Source organism: Streptomyces sp. HSS9-12 (assembly GCF_054963655.1).
On record NZ_JBUEGC010000015.1, the window covers coordinates 21,015 to 34,270 of the forward strand.

Sequence of the window (13,256 nt, forward strand, 5' to 3'; positions counted from 1 at the left end):
GCCGCCGACCACCGGGGCGCGGAACCCCTCCGCGCCCCGGTGACGCGCCTGCCGCCGCTCGTCCCGCGGCCAGACTCATGAAGAGCAGGCGGCGGCCGGTGGGCTGTCCTGGTCGCGACCGGCCCCGGAGCCCGGCACACCGGCCCCGGAGCCCGGCACACCGGCCCCGGAGCCCGGCACACCGGCCCCGGAGCCCGGCACACCGGCCCCGGAGCCCGGCACACCGGCCCCGGCCGCGGACGGGTACGAGCGGTGCCGCAGCCGGGCGTGGCAGGCGCAGCGGCGGCCGGTACTGTGACCGGCCGTGACCACACTGATCTGGATCGCAGCCTGTCTGCTCCTTATCGCCGTCTACCTGAGCTGGACCGCCGGGCGGCTGGACCGGCTCCACGCCCGTATCGACGCCGCCCGCGCCGCGCTCGACGCGCAGCTGCTGCGCCGGGCCTCGGTCACCCAGGAGCTCGCGACCTCCGGCGTCCTCGACCCGGCCGCGTCGATGGTGCTCTATCAGGCGGCCCACGACGCCCGGCAGGCCGAGGAGGAGCAGCGCGAGGTCGCCGAGAGCGAGCTGAGCCAGGCGCTGCGGGCGGTGTTCGACGATGCCCCGCAGGTCGAGGCCGTACGCGCGGCGCCTGGCGGGCAGGAGGCCGCGGGGGAGCTGGCCGCCGCCGTGCGCCGGGTTCCGATGGCGCGCCGTTTCCACAACGATGCGGTGCGGGCGGCCCGCGCCGTACGACGGCACCGCACGGTGCGCTGGTTCCGGCTGGCCGGCCACGCGCCGTTCCCGCTCGCCTTCGAGATGGACGACGAGCCCCCGGCGGCGCTGGCGGACCGTAGCGGCGCCTGACGGCCAGGCGGGACCCGCGGCTGGGGCCCATGGCGGAACCCGTACGATCCACCGGTCCCGGATTGGCCCTTGTAACCCGGCGGCCATTCGCGGTTTTGTCAATCCTGTAGCAACGCAACGGCCTATCTGGACCGGATGGCCGGTCAGGCATAGGTATCGAACAGCCCTACGATGGGCTCATCGCCCGTTTCGTCATCGAGTGAGGTCAACCGTGTCCAGCACGACCCCCAGCACGTCTGCCACTGCTTCCAGCGGGGCTCCCGAGACCGGCACCGCGCGCGTCAAGCGCGGCATGGCCGAGCAGCTCAAGGGCGGCGTGATCATGGATGTCGTCACCCCGGAGCAGGCGAAGATCGCCGAGGACGCCGGTGCCGTGGCGGTCATGGCCCTCGAGCGCGTGCCGGCCGACATTCGCAAGGATGGTGGCGTCGCCCGGATGTCCGACCCGGACATGATCGAGGGCATCATCAACGCCGTCTCCATCCCGGTCATGGCCAAGTCCCGGATCGGCCACTTCGTCGAGGCCCAGGTCCTCCAGGCGCTCGGTGTCGACTACATCGACGAGTCCGAGGTCCTCACCCCGGCCGACGAGGTCAACCACAGCGACAAGTGGGCCTTCACCACGCCCTTCGTCTGTGGCGCCACCAACCTGGGCGAGGCCCTGCGCCGGATCGCCGAGGGTGCGGCCATGATCCGCTCCAAGGGCGAGGCCGGCACCGGCAACGTCGTCGAGGCCGTGCGCCACCTGCGCCAGATCAAGAACGAGATCGGCAAGCTGCGCGCCCTGGACAACCACGAGCTGTACGCCGCCGCCAAGGAGCTGCGTGCCCCGTACGAGCTGGTCAAGGAGGTCGCCGAGCTCGGCAAGCTGCCGGTCGTGCTGTTCTCCGCGGGCGGTGTCGCCACCCCGGCCGACGCCGCGCTGATGCGCCAGCTCGGCGCCGAGGGCGTCTTCGTCGGCTCCGGCATCTTCAAGTCCGGCGACCCGGCCAAGCGCGCCGCCGCGATCGTCCGCGCCACCACCTTCTACGACGACCCGAAGGTCATCGCGGACGCCTCCCGCAACCTGGGCGAGGCCATGGTCGGCATCAACTGCGACACTCTCCCCGAGGCCGAGCGCTACGCCAACCGCGGCTGGTAGGTCGATCCGAGAACCCAGGTGGACGGTCCGCGGAAGTCCGCAGGCCGTCCACCGGCCGTTCACTCCCCGATGTGCTGAGAGGTATCACCGTGTCCACCCCCGTGATCGGCGTCCTCGCCCTCCAGGGCGACGTCCGCGAGCACCTGGCCGCGCTCGCCGAGGCCGACGCCCTGGCCCGTCCGGTTCGCCGCCCCGAGGAGCTCGCCGAGATCGACGGCCTGGTGATACCCGGCGGCGAGTCCACCACCATGTCCAAGCTCGCGATCGTCTTCGGGATGCTGGAGCCGCTGCGCGAGCGCGTACGGGCCGGCATGCCCGCGTACGGCACCTGCGCGGGCATGATCATGCTCGCGGACAAGATCCTGGACGGGCGCGAGGACCAGGAGACCATCGGCGGCATCGACATGATCGTGCGCCGCAACGCCTTCGGCCGGCAGAACGAATCGTTCGAGGCTGCCATCGACATCACCGGTGTCGAGGGCGGACCGGTCGAGGGCGTCTTCATCCGCGCGCCGTGGGTGGAGTCCGTCGGCGGCGGCGTCGAGGTGCTGGCGACGGTGCCGTCCGGCCCCGCCGCGGGCCACACGGTCGCGGTCCGGCAGGGGAACCTGCTGGCGACGTCCTTCCACCCGGAGCTGACCGGGGACCACCGGGTGCACAAGCTGTTCGTAGAACTGGTTCGGGGCGCGTAGCGCTCGTTTGAGGGTGGTGGTGGGTGACGGGTGGGCGGTTCGGGGCGCTGGGGTCCCCCGGACGAAGTCTGGGGGGACGCTGTGGGCATCGTGCGGAGCGCACGGTGCCCTGATCCGTTCCCGGTAGGATCGCAACCGTTCGTACAGCACTTGGTGACGTGAAGGAGACAGGCGGATGTCCGGCCACTCTAAATGGGCTACGACGAAGCACAAGAAGGCCGTGATCGACGCCAAGCGCGGCAAGCTCTTCGCGAAGCTGATCAAGAACATCGAGGTCGCGGCCCGCACCGGTGGCGGTGACCCGGACGGCAACCCGACGCTCTACGACGCCATCCAGAAGGCGAAGAAGAGCTCGGTGCCGAACAAGAACATCGAGAGCGCGGTCAAGCGCGGCTCCGGCCAGGAGGCCGGCGGCGCCGACTACGAGACGATCATGTACGAGGGCTACGGCCCGAACGGTGTCGCGGTCCTCATCGAGTGCCTCACCGACAACCGCAACCGCGCCGCCTCCGACGTACGTGTCGCCATGACCCGCAACGGCGGCTCGATGGCCGACCCGGGCTCGGTGTCGTACCTGTTCAACCGCAAGGGCGTCGTGATCGTCCCCAAGGGTGAGCTGACCGAGGACGACGTGCTCGCTGCCGTCCTCGACGCGGGTGCCGAGGAAGTCAACGACCTCGGCGAGAACTTCGAGGTCATCAGCGAGGCCACCGACCTGGTCGCGGTCCGCACCGCGCTCCAGGAGGCGGGCATCGACTACGACTCCGCCGACGCCAACTTCGTTCCCACGATGCAGGTTCAGCTGGACGAGGAGGGCGCGCGGAAGATCTTCAAGCTGATCGACGCGCTCGAGGACAGCGACGACGTGCAGAACGTCTACAGCAACTTCGACGTCTCGGACGAGGTGATGGCCGCCGTCGGCTGACGCGCGGCAGTAGCGGGCCACACCAGGTCGCGTTGATTCGCCTTCGCCGGTCGGGCCGGCGGGTGGGACACTCCCACCCGCCGGCCCGTCGGCGTTGTCGGTGCCAGCCGATAACCTGCAGGAACAGTCAACCGAAGTGGCAAGCGGGAGGGGCCGGATGCGGGTGCTGGGCGTGGACCCGGGGCTGACCCGGTGCGGGATCGGCGTGGTCGACGGCGACGCGGGCCGGCGCCTGACCATGGTCGGGGTCGGCATCGTCCGCACTCCCGCGGACGCCGAGATCGGCGAGCGGCTGGTCCGGATAGAGCGCGGCATCGAACAGTGGCTGGACGAGCACCGGCCCGACTACGTCGCCGTGGAGCGGGTGTTCAGCCAGCACAACGTCCGTACGGTGATGGGCACCGCGCAGGCCGGCGCCGTCGCGATGCTCTGTGCCACGCGGCGCGGACTGCCGGTCGCCCTGCACACCCCCAGCGAGGTCAAAGCCGCCGTCACCGGCAGCGGCCGGGCGGACAAGGCCCAGGTCGGCACGATGGTCACGCGGCTGCTGCGGCTCGACGCCCCGCCCAAGCCGGCCGACGCCGCCGATGCCCTCGCGCTCGCCATCTGCCACATCTGGCGCGCCCCGGCCCTCACGCGTCTGCAGCAGGCGCATGCCGCCGCCCGCCACGGTCATTCGCTCGCACACCCCCCGAAGGGCACCAGCATCCGATGATCGCCTTTGTCAGCGGCCCGGTCGCCGCGCTCGGCCCGGACACCGCGGTCATCGAGGTCGGTGGCGTCGGCATGGCCGTACAGTGCGCCCCGAACACCCTGTCCGGCCTGCGCGTTGGCCAGCCGGCCCGGCTCGCCACCTCCCTCGTCGTCCGCGAGGACTCGCTCACCCTCTACGGCTTCGCCGACGACGACGAGCGCCAGGTCTTCGAACTCCTGCAGACCGCGAGCGGAGTTGGGCCGCGGCTGGCCCAGGCGATGCTTGCCGTGCACAGCCCGGATGCGCTGCGGCGCGCCGTCGCGCAGGGCGACGAGAAGGCGCTCACCGCTGTGCCCGGCATCGGAAAGAAGGGCGCCCAGCGGCTGCTGCTGGAGCTGAAGGACCGGCTGGGCGAGCCGGTCGGGCCCGCCGTGCACACCGGCGCCCCGGCCACCGCCGCCGCAGGCTGGCGCGACCAGTTGCACGCCGCCCTGGTCGGCCTCGGCTACGCCTCCCGCGAGGCCGACGACGCGGTCGACGCGGTCGCCCCGCAGGCCGAGGCCGCCGCGGCCGAAGGCGTCACCCCGCCCGTACCGCAACTCCTGCGTGCCGCCCTGCAATCCCTCAACCGTGCGAGATGAGCCGCCACTTCGCCGCGCCGGACGGCACCCGGCTGCCATGCGCGTGACCGGTGTCGGTGCCGTACGGCACGATGACGGCGAAGGCGTGCGGCACAGGCCGTGCGCCCTCGCAGCCACCCCTAGGCCGGCGGCCTGGCCGCCATGACCTCCGTGAGGCAACCCGTAGTGAACTGGGACGACGAGTCCGCACCCGCGACCGCGAACGGCCTGTCGGCCGCCGCCGACAGGCTGGTAGGCGCAGCCGCCGACGCCGAGGACCAGACCATCGAGGCCGCCCTGCGCCCCAAGGCGCTGGACGAGTTCGTCGGCCAGGAGCGGGTCCGCGAGCAGTTGGACCTCGTCCTCAAAGCGGCGCGACAGCGCGGTGGCACCGCGGATCACGTCCTGCTCTCCGGCGCCCCCGGCCTCGGCAAGACCACCCTGTCCATGATCATCGCTGCGGAGATGGGCGCCCCGATCCGTATCACCTCCGGCCCCGCCATCCAGCACGCCGGGGACCTCGCCGCGATCCTCTCCTCCCTCACCGAGGGCGAGGTGCTCTTCCTCGACGAGATCCACCGCATGTCCCGCCCCGCCGAGGAGATGCTCTACATGGCGATGGAGGACTTCCGCGTCGATGTCATCGTCGGCAAGGGCCCCGGCGCCACCGCCATCCCCCTGGAGCTGCCGCCCTTCACGCTCGTCGGCGCCACCACCCGGGCCGGGCTGCTGCCGCCCCCGCTGCGGGACCGCTTCGGCTTCACCGGGCACATGGAGTTCTACGAACCCGCCGAGCTGGAGCGGGTCATTCACCGCTCCGCCCGGCTGCTGGAGGTCGAGACCGAGCCCGAGGGTGCCGCGGAGATCGCCGGGCGGTCCCGTGGCACCCCGCGTATCGCCAACCGGCTGCTGCGCCGGGTCCGGGACTACGCCCAGGTCAAGGCGGACGGTGTGGTCACCCGCGAGGTCGCCGCCGCGGCCCTGGCCGTCTACGAGGTCGACAGCCGAGGCCTGGACCGCCTCGACCGGGCGGTGCTCGGGGCGCTGCTGAACCTCTTCGCCGGCGGTCCGGTCGGCCTGTCCACCCTCTCGGTCGCGGTGGGGGAGGAGCGTGAGACGGTGGAGGAGGTCGCCGAACCGTTCCTGGTACGGGAGGGGCTGCTGGCCCGTACCCCGCGGGGGCGGATCGCGACCCCCGCCGCCTGGACCCACATGGGGCTCACCCCGCCACAGCAGCACGGCGGACCCGGAGCGGGGCAGCAGGGCCTGTTCGGAGCGTGACCGGCCGGTCACGGCGCGGAGGCTCGCCCGCCCTGGAACCCCAGTGACATGCTGGGCGTTGTTCCTGCAGTGCGGACTCGCCTAGACTCCGCCGATGCCGTCCGTGCGGACGGCCAACCGACCCCAAATACCAGGCCGCACACAACGCGGTCGTGCGAAGGAATCTCCGTCCCGTGGATATCGTGACTCTCCTCCCGTTCATCGTGCTCATCGGGGCCATGTTCCTGATGACCCGGTCGGCGAAGAACAAGCAGCGCCAGGCCATGCAGATGCGCGACCGGATGCAGCCAGGCACCGGCATCCGGACGATCGGCGGCATGTACGCGACCGTCAAGGAGGTTCGGGACGACACGGTCCTTCTCGAGGTCGCACCGGGCATCCACGCCGTGTACGCCAAGAACGCCGTCGGCGCCGTCCTCGACGACGAGGAGTACCACCGCATCGTCCACGGTGGCCCTGCGGGTGACCTCAAGGTCGACGGCTCGATCGTGCCGGACGACGCTTCCTCGCTGACCACCGGCGGCGACAAGGCCGCCGCCTCCGACGAGCCCCGCGTCGACCTTGGCAAGACCGACGCCGACGACTCCAAGCCCCAGGACGTCGAAGAGCCCAAGGACGCCAAGGACGCCAAGGACACCAAGGACGCCAAGAAGGACGACGACACCGACGCGAAGTAGTCCGCCCCTCCCGCGGACCGCGCAGCCTCCCACGGTGCCGCCCGGCTCGGGCGGCATCCGGCGGTGAAAGGCCGACGCGGCCGCGGGACGGTCGTCACGTCGCCGGGGCATGTCCCTACTACACTTCGTGGCCGCCCCCTCACCACCGATGCGGGGCGGTTGGACAGGGAGAATCGAGAAGGTGGCAGCACCGAAGAAGGGCCGGAGGCCCTCGGGGGCCCAGGGCAGGCCGGGGCGCGCTCTGGCGCTGATCCTGATCGCCATCGTGGCGCTCACCGGGGGGATGTTCCTCTCCGGGCACACCACGCCGCGACTGGGTATCGACCTCGCGGGTGGTACCAGCATCACCCTTACGGCCAAGGAACAGCCGGGCGAGAAGAACGCGATCAACCCGACCAACATGAACACCGCGGTCGGGATCATCGAGCGCCGCGTCAATGGCCTGGGAGTCTCGGAGGCCGAGGTTCAGACCCAGGGCGACCGCAACATCATCGTCAACATCCCCCGCGGGACGAACGAGAAGCAGGCCCGGGAGCAGGTCGGCACCACCGCTCAGCTGTACTTCCGCCCGGTGCTGTCCGTAGCCGCCGGTACCCCGGCCCCCAAGCCGACGGCCAGCCCCTCCGCCGGCGCCGGTAAGACCGGGGACCAGGTCAAGCCCGGCACCACATCCTCGACGAAGCCGTCCGCGACCCCCACCACCCAGGGCCGTGCCGTCACCGACGGCCTGAAGGCCGACGCGTCCAAGTCGCCGCAGCCGACTCCGACCGGCAAGGACGGCAAGGCCGACGCCTCGAAGTCACCGCAGCCCACCCAGCCCCCGGTCCCGCAGCCGGGCGCCGACATCCCCCCGCAGCTGCAGAAGAAGCTGGACGCGCTGGACTGCTCCAAGCCGGATCAGCGCACCCGGGCCGGACAGAATGCCAAGCCCAGCGACTACACCGTGGCGTGCAGCGAGGACGGCAAGGCGAAGTACGCGCTCGGCCCCGCCGACATCGAGGGCGTCGACGTCGACAACGCCAAGGCCGTCTTCGACAGCGAGCGGGGCTCCGGCTGGATCGTCCAGCTGGGCTTCAACGACCAGGGCGCGAAGAAGTTCGCCCAGTCGACCGGCAAGCTCGCCACCCAGCAGCCGCCGCGGAACCAGTTCGCGATCGTCCTCGACGGCCAGGTGGTCTCCGCGCCCAGCGTCTCCACCGCCATCACCGGTGGCAACGCCGAGATCTCGGGCAGCTTCACCCAGGAGAGCGCCGAGGCCCTGGCCAACGTGCTCTCCTACGGTGCGTTGCCGCTGAGCTTCGTCGAGTCCAGCGTCACCACCGTCTCCCCGGCGCTGGGCGGCGAGCAGCTGCACGCCGGTCTGATCGCCGGTGCCATCGGCCTCGCTCTTGTGGTCCTGTACCTGGTGGTCTACTACCGCGGCCTGGCCCTGATCGCGGTGCTCAGCCTGGTAGTGTCCGCGGCCCTCACCTACACGATCATGACGCTGCTCGGTCCGGGCATCGGCTTCGCGCTGAACCTGCCCGCCGTCACCGGCGCCATCGTCGCGATCGGCATCACCGCCGACTCGTTCATCGTCTACTTCGAACGCATCCGGGACGAGATCCGGGAGGGCCGTACGCTCCGTCCGGCGGTCGAGCGCGGCTGGCCGCGGGCCCGGCGCACCATTCTGGTGTCCGACTTCGTGTCGTTCCTCGCCGCCGCCGTCCTGTTCATCGTCACAGTCGGCAAGGTGCAGGGCTTCGCGTTCACCCTCGGCCTCACCACGCTGCTGGACGTTGTGGTGGTCTTCCTCTTCACCAAGCCGCTGATGACGCTCCTCGCCCGGCGGAAGTTCTTCGCGAGCGGGCATCCCTGGTCCGGGCTGGACCCCAAGCGGCTCGGTGCCAAGCCGCCGCTGCGCCGCGGTCGCCGCGCCCCCGTCATCCCGACCGACCCGAAGGAGGCGTGAGATGTCGCGACTCGGCAGCATCGGCGCCAGGCTCTACCGCGGTGAGGTCGGCTATGACTTCGTCGGCAAGCGGAAGATCTGGTACGGCATCTCGATCCTGATCACCATCACGGCCCTGGTGGGCCTGGGGGTGCGGGGTCTCAACATGGGCATCGAGTTCTCCGGCGGCGCGGTCTTCACCACCCCGAAGACCAGCGTGTCGGTCGGTCACGCCCACCACCAGGCGGTGGAGGCGTCCGGCCACGAAGCCGTCGTGCAGAAGCTCGGCAACGGTGGCCTGCGCATCCAGGTCCCCAACGTCGATACCGCGAAGTCCGACCAGATCAGGGAAGAGCTCGCCAAGGACTTCAAGATCCCGGCCAAGGACATCAACGCCGACCTGGTCGGCCCCAGCTGGGGCGAGCAGATCGCCAACAAGGCGTGGCTGGGCCTGGGCATCTTCATGCTGCTGGTGGTGGTCTACCTCGCCATCGCCTTCGAGTGGCGCATGGCGCTCGCCGCGCTCATCGCCCTGGTCCACGACCTCACCATCACCGTCGGCATCTATGCCCTCGTCGGCTTCGAGGTCACCACGGGCACCGTCATCGGTCTGCTGACCATCCTCGGCTACTCCCTCTACGACACCGTCGTGGTCTTCGACGGCCTGAAGGAAGCCAGCAAGGACATCACCAAGCAGTCCCGGTTCACCTACAGCGAGATCGCCAACCGCAGCCTCAACGCGACCCTGGTCCGCTCGATCAACACCACGGTCGTCGCGCTGCTGCCGGTCGCGGGCCTGCTGTTCATCGGCGGCGGAGTGCTCGGCGGCGGCATGCTCAACGACATCTCACTGTCGCTGTTCGTCGGCCTCGCCGCCGGCGCGTACTCCTCGATCTTCATCGCCACCCCGGTCGTCGCTGACCTCAAGGAGCGCGAGCCGCAGATGAAGGCCCTGGCCAAGCGGGTGCGCGCCAAGCGGGCCGCCGCGGCGGCCAAGGGCGAGTCGGCCGAGGCGCCGGACGCCGGCCCAGCGGAGGGGCCCGCCGGCGCCGGCGAGGACGAGGCCGCTGCGGCGGGCGTCGTCGGCCAGCGCCGCCAGCCCGCCGCCCGTAGCCGCGGCCGCGGCCGCCCGTCGGGGAAGCGCCGATGACCGCTGTCTCTGAGCGGGAGTTGCGGAGCCTGCTGCTCGGGAGGATCCGGGATGTGCCGGACTACCCGAAGGCCGGGGTGATGTTCAAGGACATCACCCCCCTGCTCGCCGACCCGGTGGCTTTCGCGGCCCTCACCGACGCGCTCGCAGAGCTGTGCGTCCGGCACGGCGCGACCAAGGTCGTCGGCCTGGAGGCGCGTGGCTTCATCCTGGCCGCGCCGGTCGCCATCCGCGCCGGGCTGGGCTTCATCCCCGTCCGCAAGGCGGGCAAGCTGCCCGGGGCGACGCTGTCGCAGGCGTACGAGCTCGAGTACGGCACCGCCGAGATCGAGGTGCACGCCGAGGACGTGGCGGACGGCGACCGGATCATGGTGATCGACGACGTGCTGGCGACCGGCGGCACCGCGGAGGCGTCGCTGGAGCTCATCCGGCGGGCCGGGGCCCAGGTCGCCGGTCTGGCGGTCCTGCTGGAGCTGGGCTTCCTCGCCGGGCGGCAGCGGCTGGAGCCTGCGCTGGGAGGCTCCCCGCTGGAGGCCCTGATAACGGTCTGAGCCGTCCGCGTCATCGGCACCATCCGCGTGATCCACGAGGGGGCGGGCACCCGGGAGGACCGGGTGCCCGCCCCGCTTCGTACACCGGTTCCCCGGCCACGGAAGAGACTGGCGGTCTGGATCGTTACCATGGCATCTCCGGACCTGTCGGGGGGCCGGATCCTCCCTCCCGCGCCAGGGGACCTTGGCGCCGGGGCCCACACGAGGAGTGCTTTTGCCAGACGAGGCCCAGCCGCTCACCGCCGCGCAACCCGAGAAGCCCACTGCCGAGGCCGCGGCGGCCACAGGCACGCCTGCCAAGAAGACCCCCGAGGCAGCGAAGCCGCTGGCCAAGCCGACTCCCGCCGTCAAGCCCGGACCGGCGTCCTCCAACCGTGTCCGCGCCCGTCTCGCCCGCCTCGGCGTGCAGCGCTCCAGCCCGTACAACCCGGTCCTCGAACCCCTGCTGAGGATCGTCCGCAGCAACGACCCGAAGATCGAAACCTCGACGCTGCGCCAGATCGAGCGGGCCTACCAGGTCGCCGAGCGCTGGCACCGCGGCCAGAAGCGCAAGAGCGGCGACCCGTACATCACCCACCCCCTCGCGGTCACCACGATCCTCGCCGAGCTGGGCATGGACCCGGCGACGCTGATGGCGGGCCTGCTGCACGACACCGTCGAGGACACCGAGTACGGCCTGGACGACCTGCGCCGCGACTTCGGCGAGCAGGTCGCCCTGCTCGTCGACGGCGTCACCAAGCTGGACAAGGTCAAGTTCGGTGAGGCCGCGCAGGCCGAGACCGTACGCAAGATGGTCGTGGCCATGGCCAAGGACCCGCGCGTCCTGGTCATCAAGCTGGCCGACCGCCTGCACAACATGCGCACCATGCGCTACCTCAAGCGGGAGAAGCAGGAGAAAAAGGCCCGCGAGACCCTTGAGATCTACGCCCCGCTCGCGCACCGGCTGGGCATGAACACGATCAAGTGGGAGCTGGAGGACCTCGCTTTCGCGATCCTCTACCCCAAGATGTACGACGAGATCGTGCGGCTGGTCGCCGAGCGGGCCCCCAAGCGCGACGAATATCTGGCCATCGTCACCGACCAGGTCCAGGGCGACCTGCGCGCCGCCCGTATCAAGGCCACCGTCACCGGCCGCCCGAAGCACTACTACTCCGTCTACCAGAAGATGATCGTCCGCGGACGGGACTTCGCGGAGATCTACGACCTGGTGGGTATTCGCGTCCTCGTCGACACCGTCCGCGACTGCTACGCGGCGCTCGGGACCATCCACGCGCGGTGGAACCCGGTGCCGGGGCGGTTCAAGGACTACATCGCGATGCCCAAGTTCAACATGTACCAGTCGCTGCACACGACGGTGATCGGGCCCAACGGCAAGCCGGTCGAGCTGCAGATCCGCACCTTCGACATGCACCGCCGCGCCGAGTACGGCATCGCGGCGCACTGGAAGTACAAGCAGGAGGCCGTCGCCGGTGCCTCCAAGGTGCGCACCGACGTGCCGCGGGGCAAGGCCGGCAAGGACGACGCCATCAACGACATGGCGTGGCTGCGGCAGCTGCTGGACTGGCAGAAGGAGACCGAGGACCCGGGTGAGTTCCTGGAGTCGCTGCGCTTCGACCTCTCCCGCAACGAGGTCTTCGTCTTCACGCCGAAGGGCGATGTCATAGCGCTGCCCGCGGGCGCCACCCCGGTGGACTTCGCGTACGCCGTGCACACCGAGGTGGGCCACCGCACGATAGGGGCCCGGGTCAACGGGCGGCTGGTACCGCTGGAGTCGACCCTGGACAACGGCGACCTGGTGGAGGTCTTCACCTCCAAGGCGCCCGGCGCCGGTCCATCCCGCGACTGGCTCGGCTTCGTCAAGTCCCCACGGGCCCGTAACAAGATCCGCGCCTGGTTCTCCAAGGAGCGGCGCGACGAGGCCATAGAGCAGGGCAAGGACGCCATCGTGCGGGCGATGCGCAAACAGAACCTGCCGATCCAGCGCATCCTCACCGGTGACTCGCTCGTCACGCTCGCCCATGAGATGCGCTATCCGGACATCTCGGCGCTGTACGCGGCCATCGGCGAAGGCCATGTCTCCGCGCAGAACGTCGTCCAGAAGCTCGTCCAGGCGCTTGGCGGCGAGGAAGCCGCGAACGAGGACATCGCGGAGACCGCGCCGCCGCTGCGCCGCCGCTCCAAGAGGCGCTCCAGCGCCGACCCCGGTGTGGTCGTCAAGGGCGTCGACGATGTGTGGGTCAAGCTGGCCCGGTGTTGTACACCCGTCCCCGGAGACCCGATCATCGGCTTCGTCACCCGCGGCAGCGGCGTCTCGGTGCACCGTGCGGACTGTGTGAACGTCGACTCGCTGACGCAGCAGCCCGAGCGGATCCTCGACGTCGAGTGGGCGCCCACGCAGTCGTCGGTCTTCCTCGTCGCCATCCAGGTCGAGGCGCTGGACCGCTCGCGGCTGCTGTCGGACGTCACGCGCGTGCTGTCCGACCAGCACGTCAACATCCTCTCCGCGGCCGTGCAGACCTCCCGCGACCGGGTGGCCACCTCCCGCTTCACCTTCGAGATGGGCGATCCCAAGCACCTCGGCCATGTGCTGAAGGCGGTACGGGGCGTGGAGGGCGTCTACGACGTCTACCGCGTGACCTCGGCCCGCCGGCCGTAGCAGGCGACAGCGGAGCGGCCCCGGTCGACGCCGTCGCCGCCGAGCTCAACGGCCGCCCACGCAAAACGCTCGGCTGGGAAACCCCAGCCGAG

12 protein-coding genes are annotated in these 13,256 nt (G+C 70.8%); all 12 read left to right on the plus strand.

Annotated features, from left to right (window positions below; translation table 11 throughout):
* Nucleotides 1–304: 304 nt before the first annotated feature.
* The 12 genes from ACY34J_RS10540 to ACY34J_RS10595 all read left to right on the plus strand — a co-directional run bounded on the left by ACY34J_RS10540 (nt 305) and on the right by ACY34J_RS10595 (nt 13,164).
* The gene (locus ACY34J_RS10540) at nt 305–847 is read left to right on the plus strand and encodes a LemA family protein (protein WP_462726205.1); all 543 of its coding nucleotides are present in this window, start codon (nt 305–307) and stop codon (nt 845–847) included.
* A 211-nt stretch (nt 848–1,058) separates the two neighbouring features.
* Entirely contained in the window at nt 1,059–1,988 is a 930-nt protein-coding gene (pdxS, locus tag ACY34J_RS10545; RefSeq protein WP_462726206.1) for a pyridoxal 5'-phosphate synthase lyase subunit PdxS, read from the plus strand.
* A gap of 89 nt (nt 1,989–2,077) precedes the next feature.
* Nucleotides 2,078–2,680, plus strand: a complete 603-nt coding sequence (pdxT, locus tag ACY34J_RS10550; protein ID WP_462726207.1) for a pyridoxal 5'-phosphate synthase glutaminase subunit PdxT — start codon at nt 2,078–2,080, stop codon at nt 2,678–2,680.
* A gap of 175 nt (nt 2,681–2,855) precedes the next feature.
* Nucleotides 2,856–3,605 (plus strand): YebC/PmpR family DNA-binding transcriptional regulator, encoded by a 750-nt coding sequence (locus tag ACY34J_RS10555; RefSeq protein ID WP_462726208.1) that lies wholly within the window; start codon nt 2,856–2,858, stop codon nt 3,603–3,605.
* A 157-nt stretch (nt 3,606–3,762) separates the two neighbouring features.
* On the plus strand, nt 3,763–4,320 hold the full coding sequence (gene ruvC, locus ACY34J_RS10560; protein WP_462726282.1) for a crossover junction endodeoxyribonuclease RuvC: 558 nt from the start codon (nt 3,763–3,765) through the stop codon (nt 4,318–4,320).
* On the plus strand, nt 4,317–4,940 hold the full coding sequence (gene ruvA / locus ACY34J_RS10565; RefSeq protein ID WP_462726209.1) for a Holliday junction branch migration protein RuvA: 624 nt from the start codon (nt 4,317–4,319) through the stop codon (nt 4,938–4,940). The genes ruvC and ruvA overlap by 4 nt, the downstream gene beginning before the upstream one ends.
* 165 nt (nt 4,941–5,105) lie before the next feature.
* Nucleotides 5,106–6,200, plus strand: coding sequence for a Holliday junction branch migration DNA helicase RuvB (gene ruvB, locus ACY34J_RS10570; protein ID WP_462726283.1), 1,095 nt, complete (start codon nt 5,106–5,108; stop codon nt 6,198–6,200).
* Nucleotides 6,201–6,373: 173 nt separating this feature from the next.
* Nucleotides 6,374–6,877 (plus strand): preprotein translocase subunit YajC, encoded by a 504-nt coding sequence (gene yajC, locus ACY34J_RS10575; RefSeq protein ID WP_462726210.1) that lies wholly within the window; start codon nt 6,374–6,376, stop codon nt 6,875–6,877.
* Between the two features lie 181 nt (nt 6,878–7,058).
* The gene (gene secD, locus ACY34J_RS10580) at nt 7,059–8,828 is read left to right on the plus strand and encodes a protein translocase subunit SecD (protein WP_462726211.1); all 1,770 of its coding nucleotides are present in this window, start codon (nt 7,059–7,061) and stop codon (nt 8,826–8,828) included.
* A 1-nt stretch (nt 8,829) separates the two neighbouring features.
* A complete protein-coding gene (gene secF / locus ACY34J_RS10585; protein ID WP_462726212.1) occupies nt 8,830–9,957 on the plus strand; it encodes a protein translocase subunit SecF in 1,128 nt (375 codons plus the stop codon).
* Nucleotides 9,954–10,508: an adenine phosphoribosyltransferase gene (locus ACY34J_RS10590; protein WP_462726213.1), complete on the plus strand. Its 555-nt coding sequence runs from the start codon at nt 9,954–9,956 to the stop codon at nt 10,506–10,508. Before secF ends, ACY34J_RS10590 begins: the two co-directional genes overlap by 4 nt.
* 214 nt (nt 10,509–10,722) lie before the next feature.
* Nucleotides 10,723–13,164, plus strand: coding sequence for a RelA/SpoT family protein (locus ACY34J_RS10595; RefSeq protein WP_462726214.1), 2,442 nt, complete (start codon nt 10,723–10,725; stop codon nt 13,162–13,164).
* Nucleotides 13,165–13,256: the final 92 nt, after the last annotated feature.

What these genes read in the sequence shown, in the direction of transcription:
- ACY34J_RS10555 (WP_462726208.1), top strand. Translation starts at nt 2,856, where the DNA reads ATGTCCGGCCACTCTAAATGGGCTACGACGAAGCACAAGAAGGCCGTG.
- ruvC (WP_462726282.1), top strand. Translation starts at nt 3,763, where the DNA reads ATGCGGGTGCTGGGCGTGGACCCGGGGCTGACCCGGTGCGGGATCGGC.
- ruvA (WP_462726209.1), top strand. Translation starts at nt 4,317, where the DNA reads ATGATCGCCTTTGTCAGCGGCCCGGTCGCCGCGCTCGGCCCGGACACC.
- secF (WP_462726212.1), top strand. Translation starts at nt 8,830, where the DNA reads ATGTCGCGACTCGGCAGCATCGGCGCCAGGCTCTACCGCGGTGAGGTC.
- ACY34J_RS10590 (WP_462726213.1), top strand. Translation starts at nt 9,954, where the DNA reads ATGACCGCTGTCTCTGAGCGGGAGTTGCGGAGCCTGCTGCTCGGGAGG.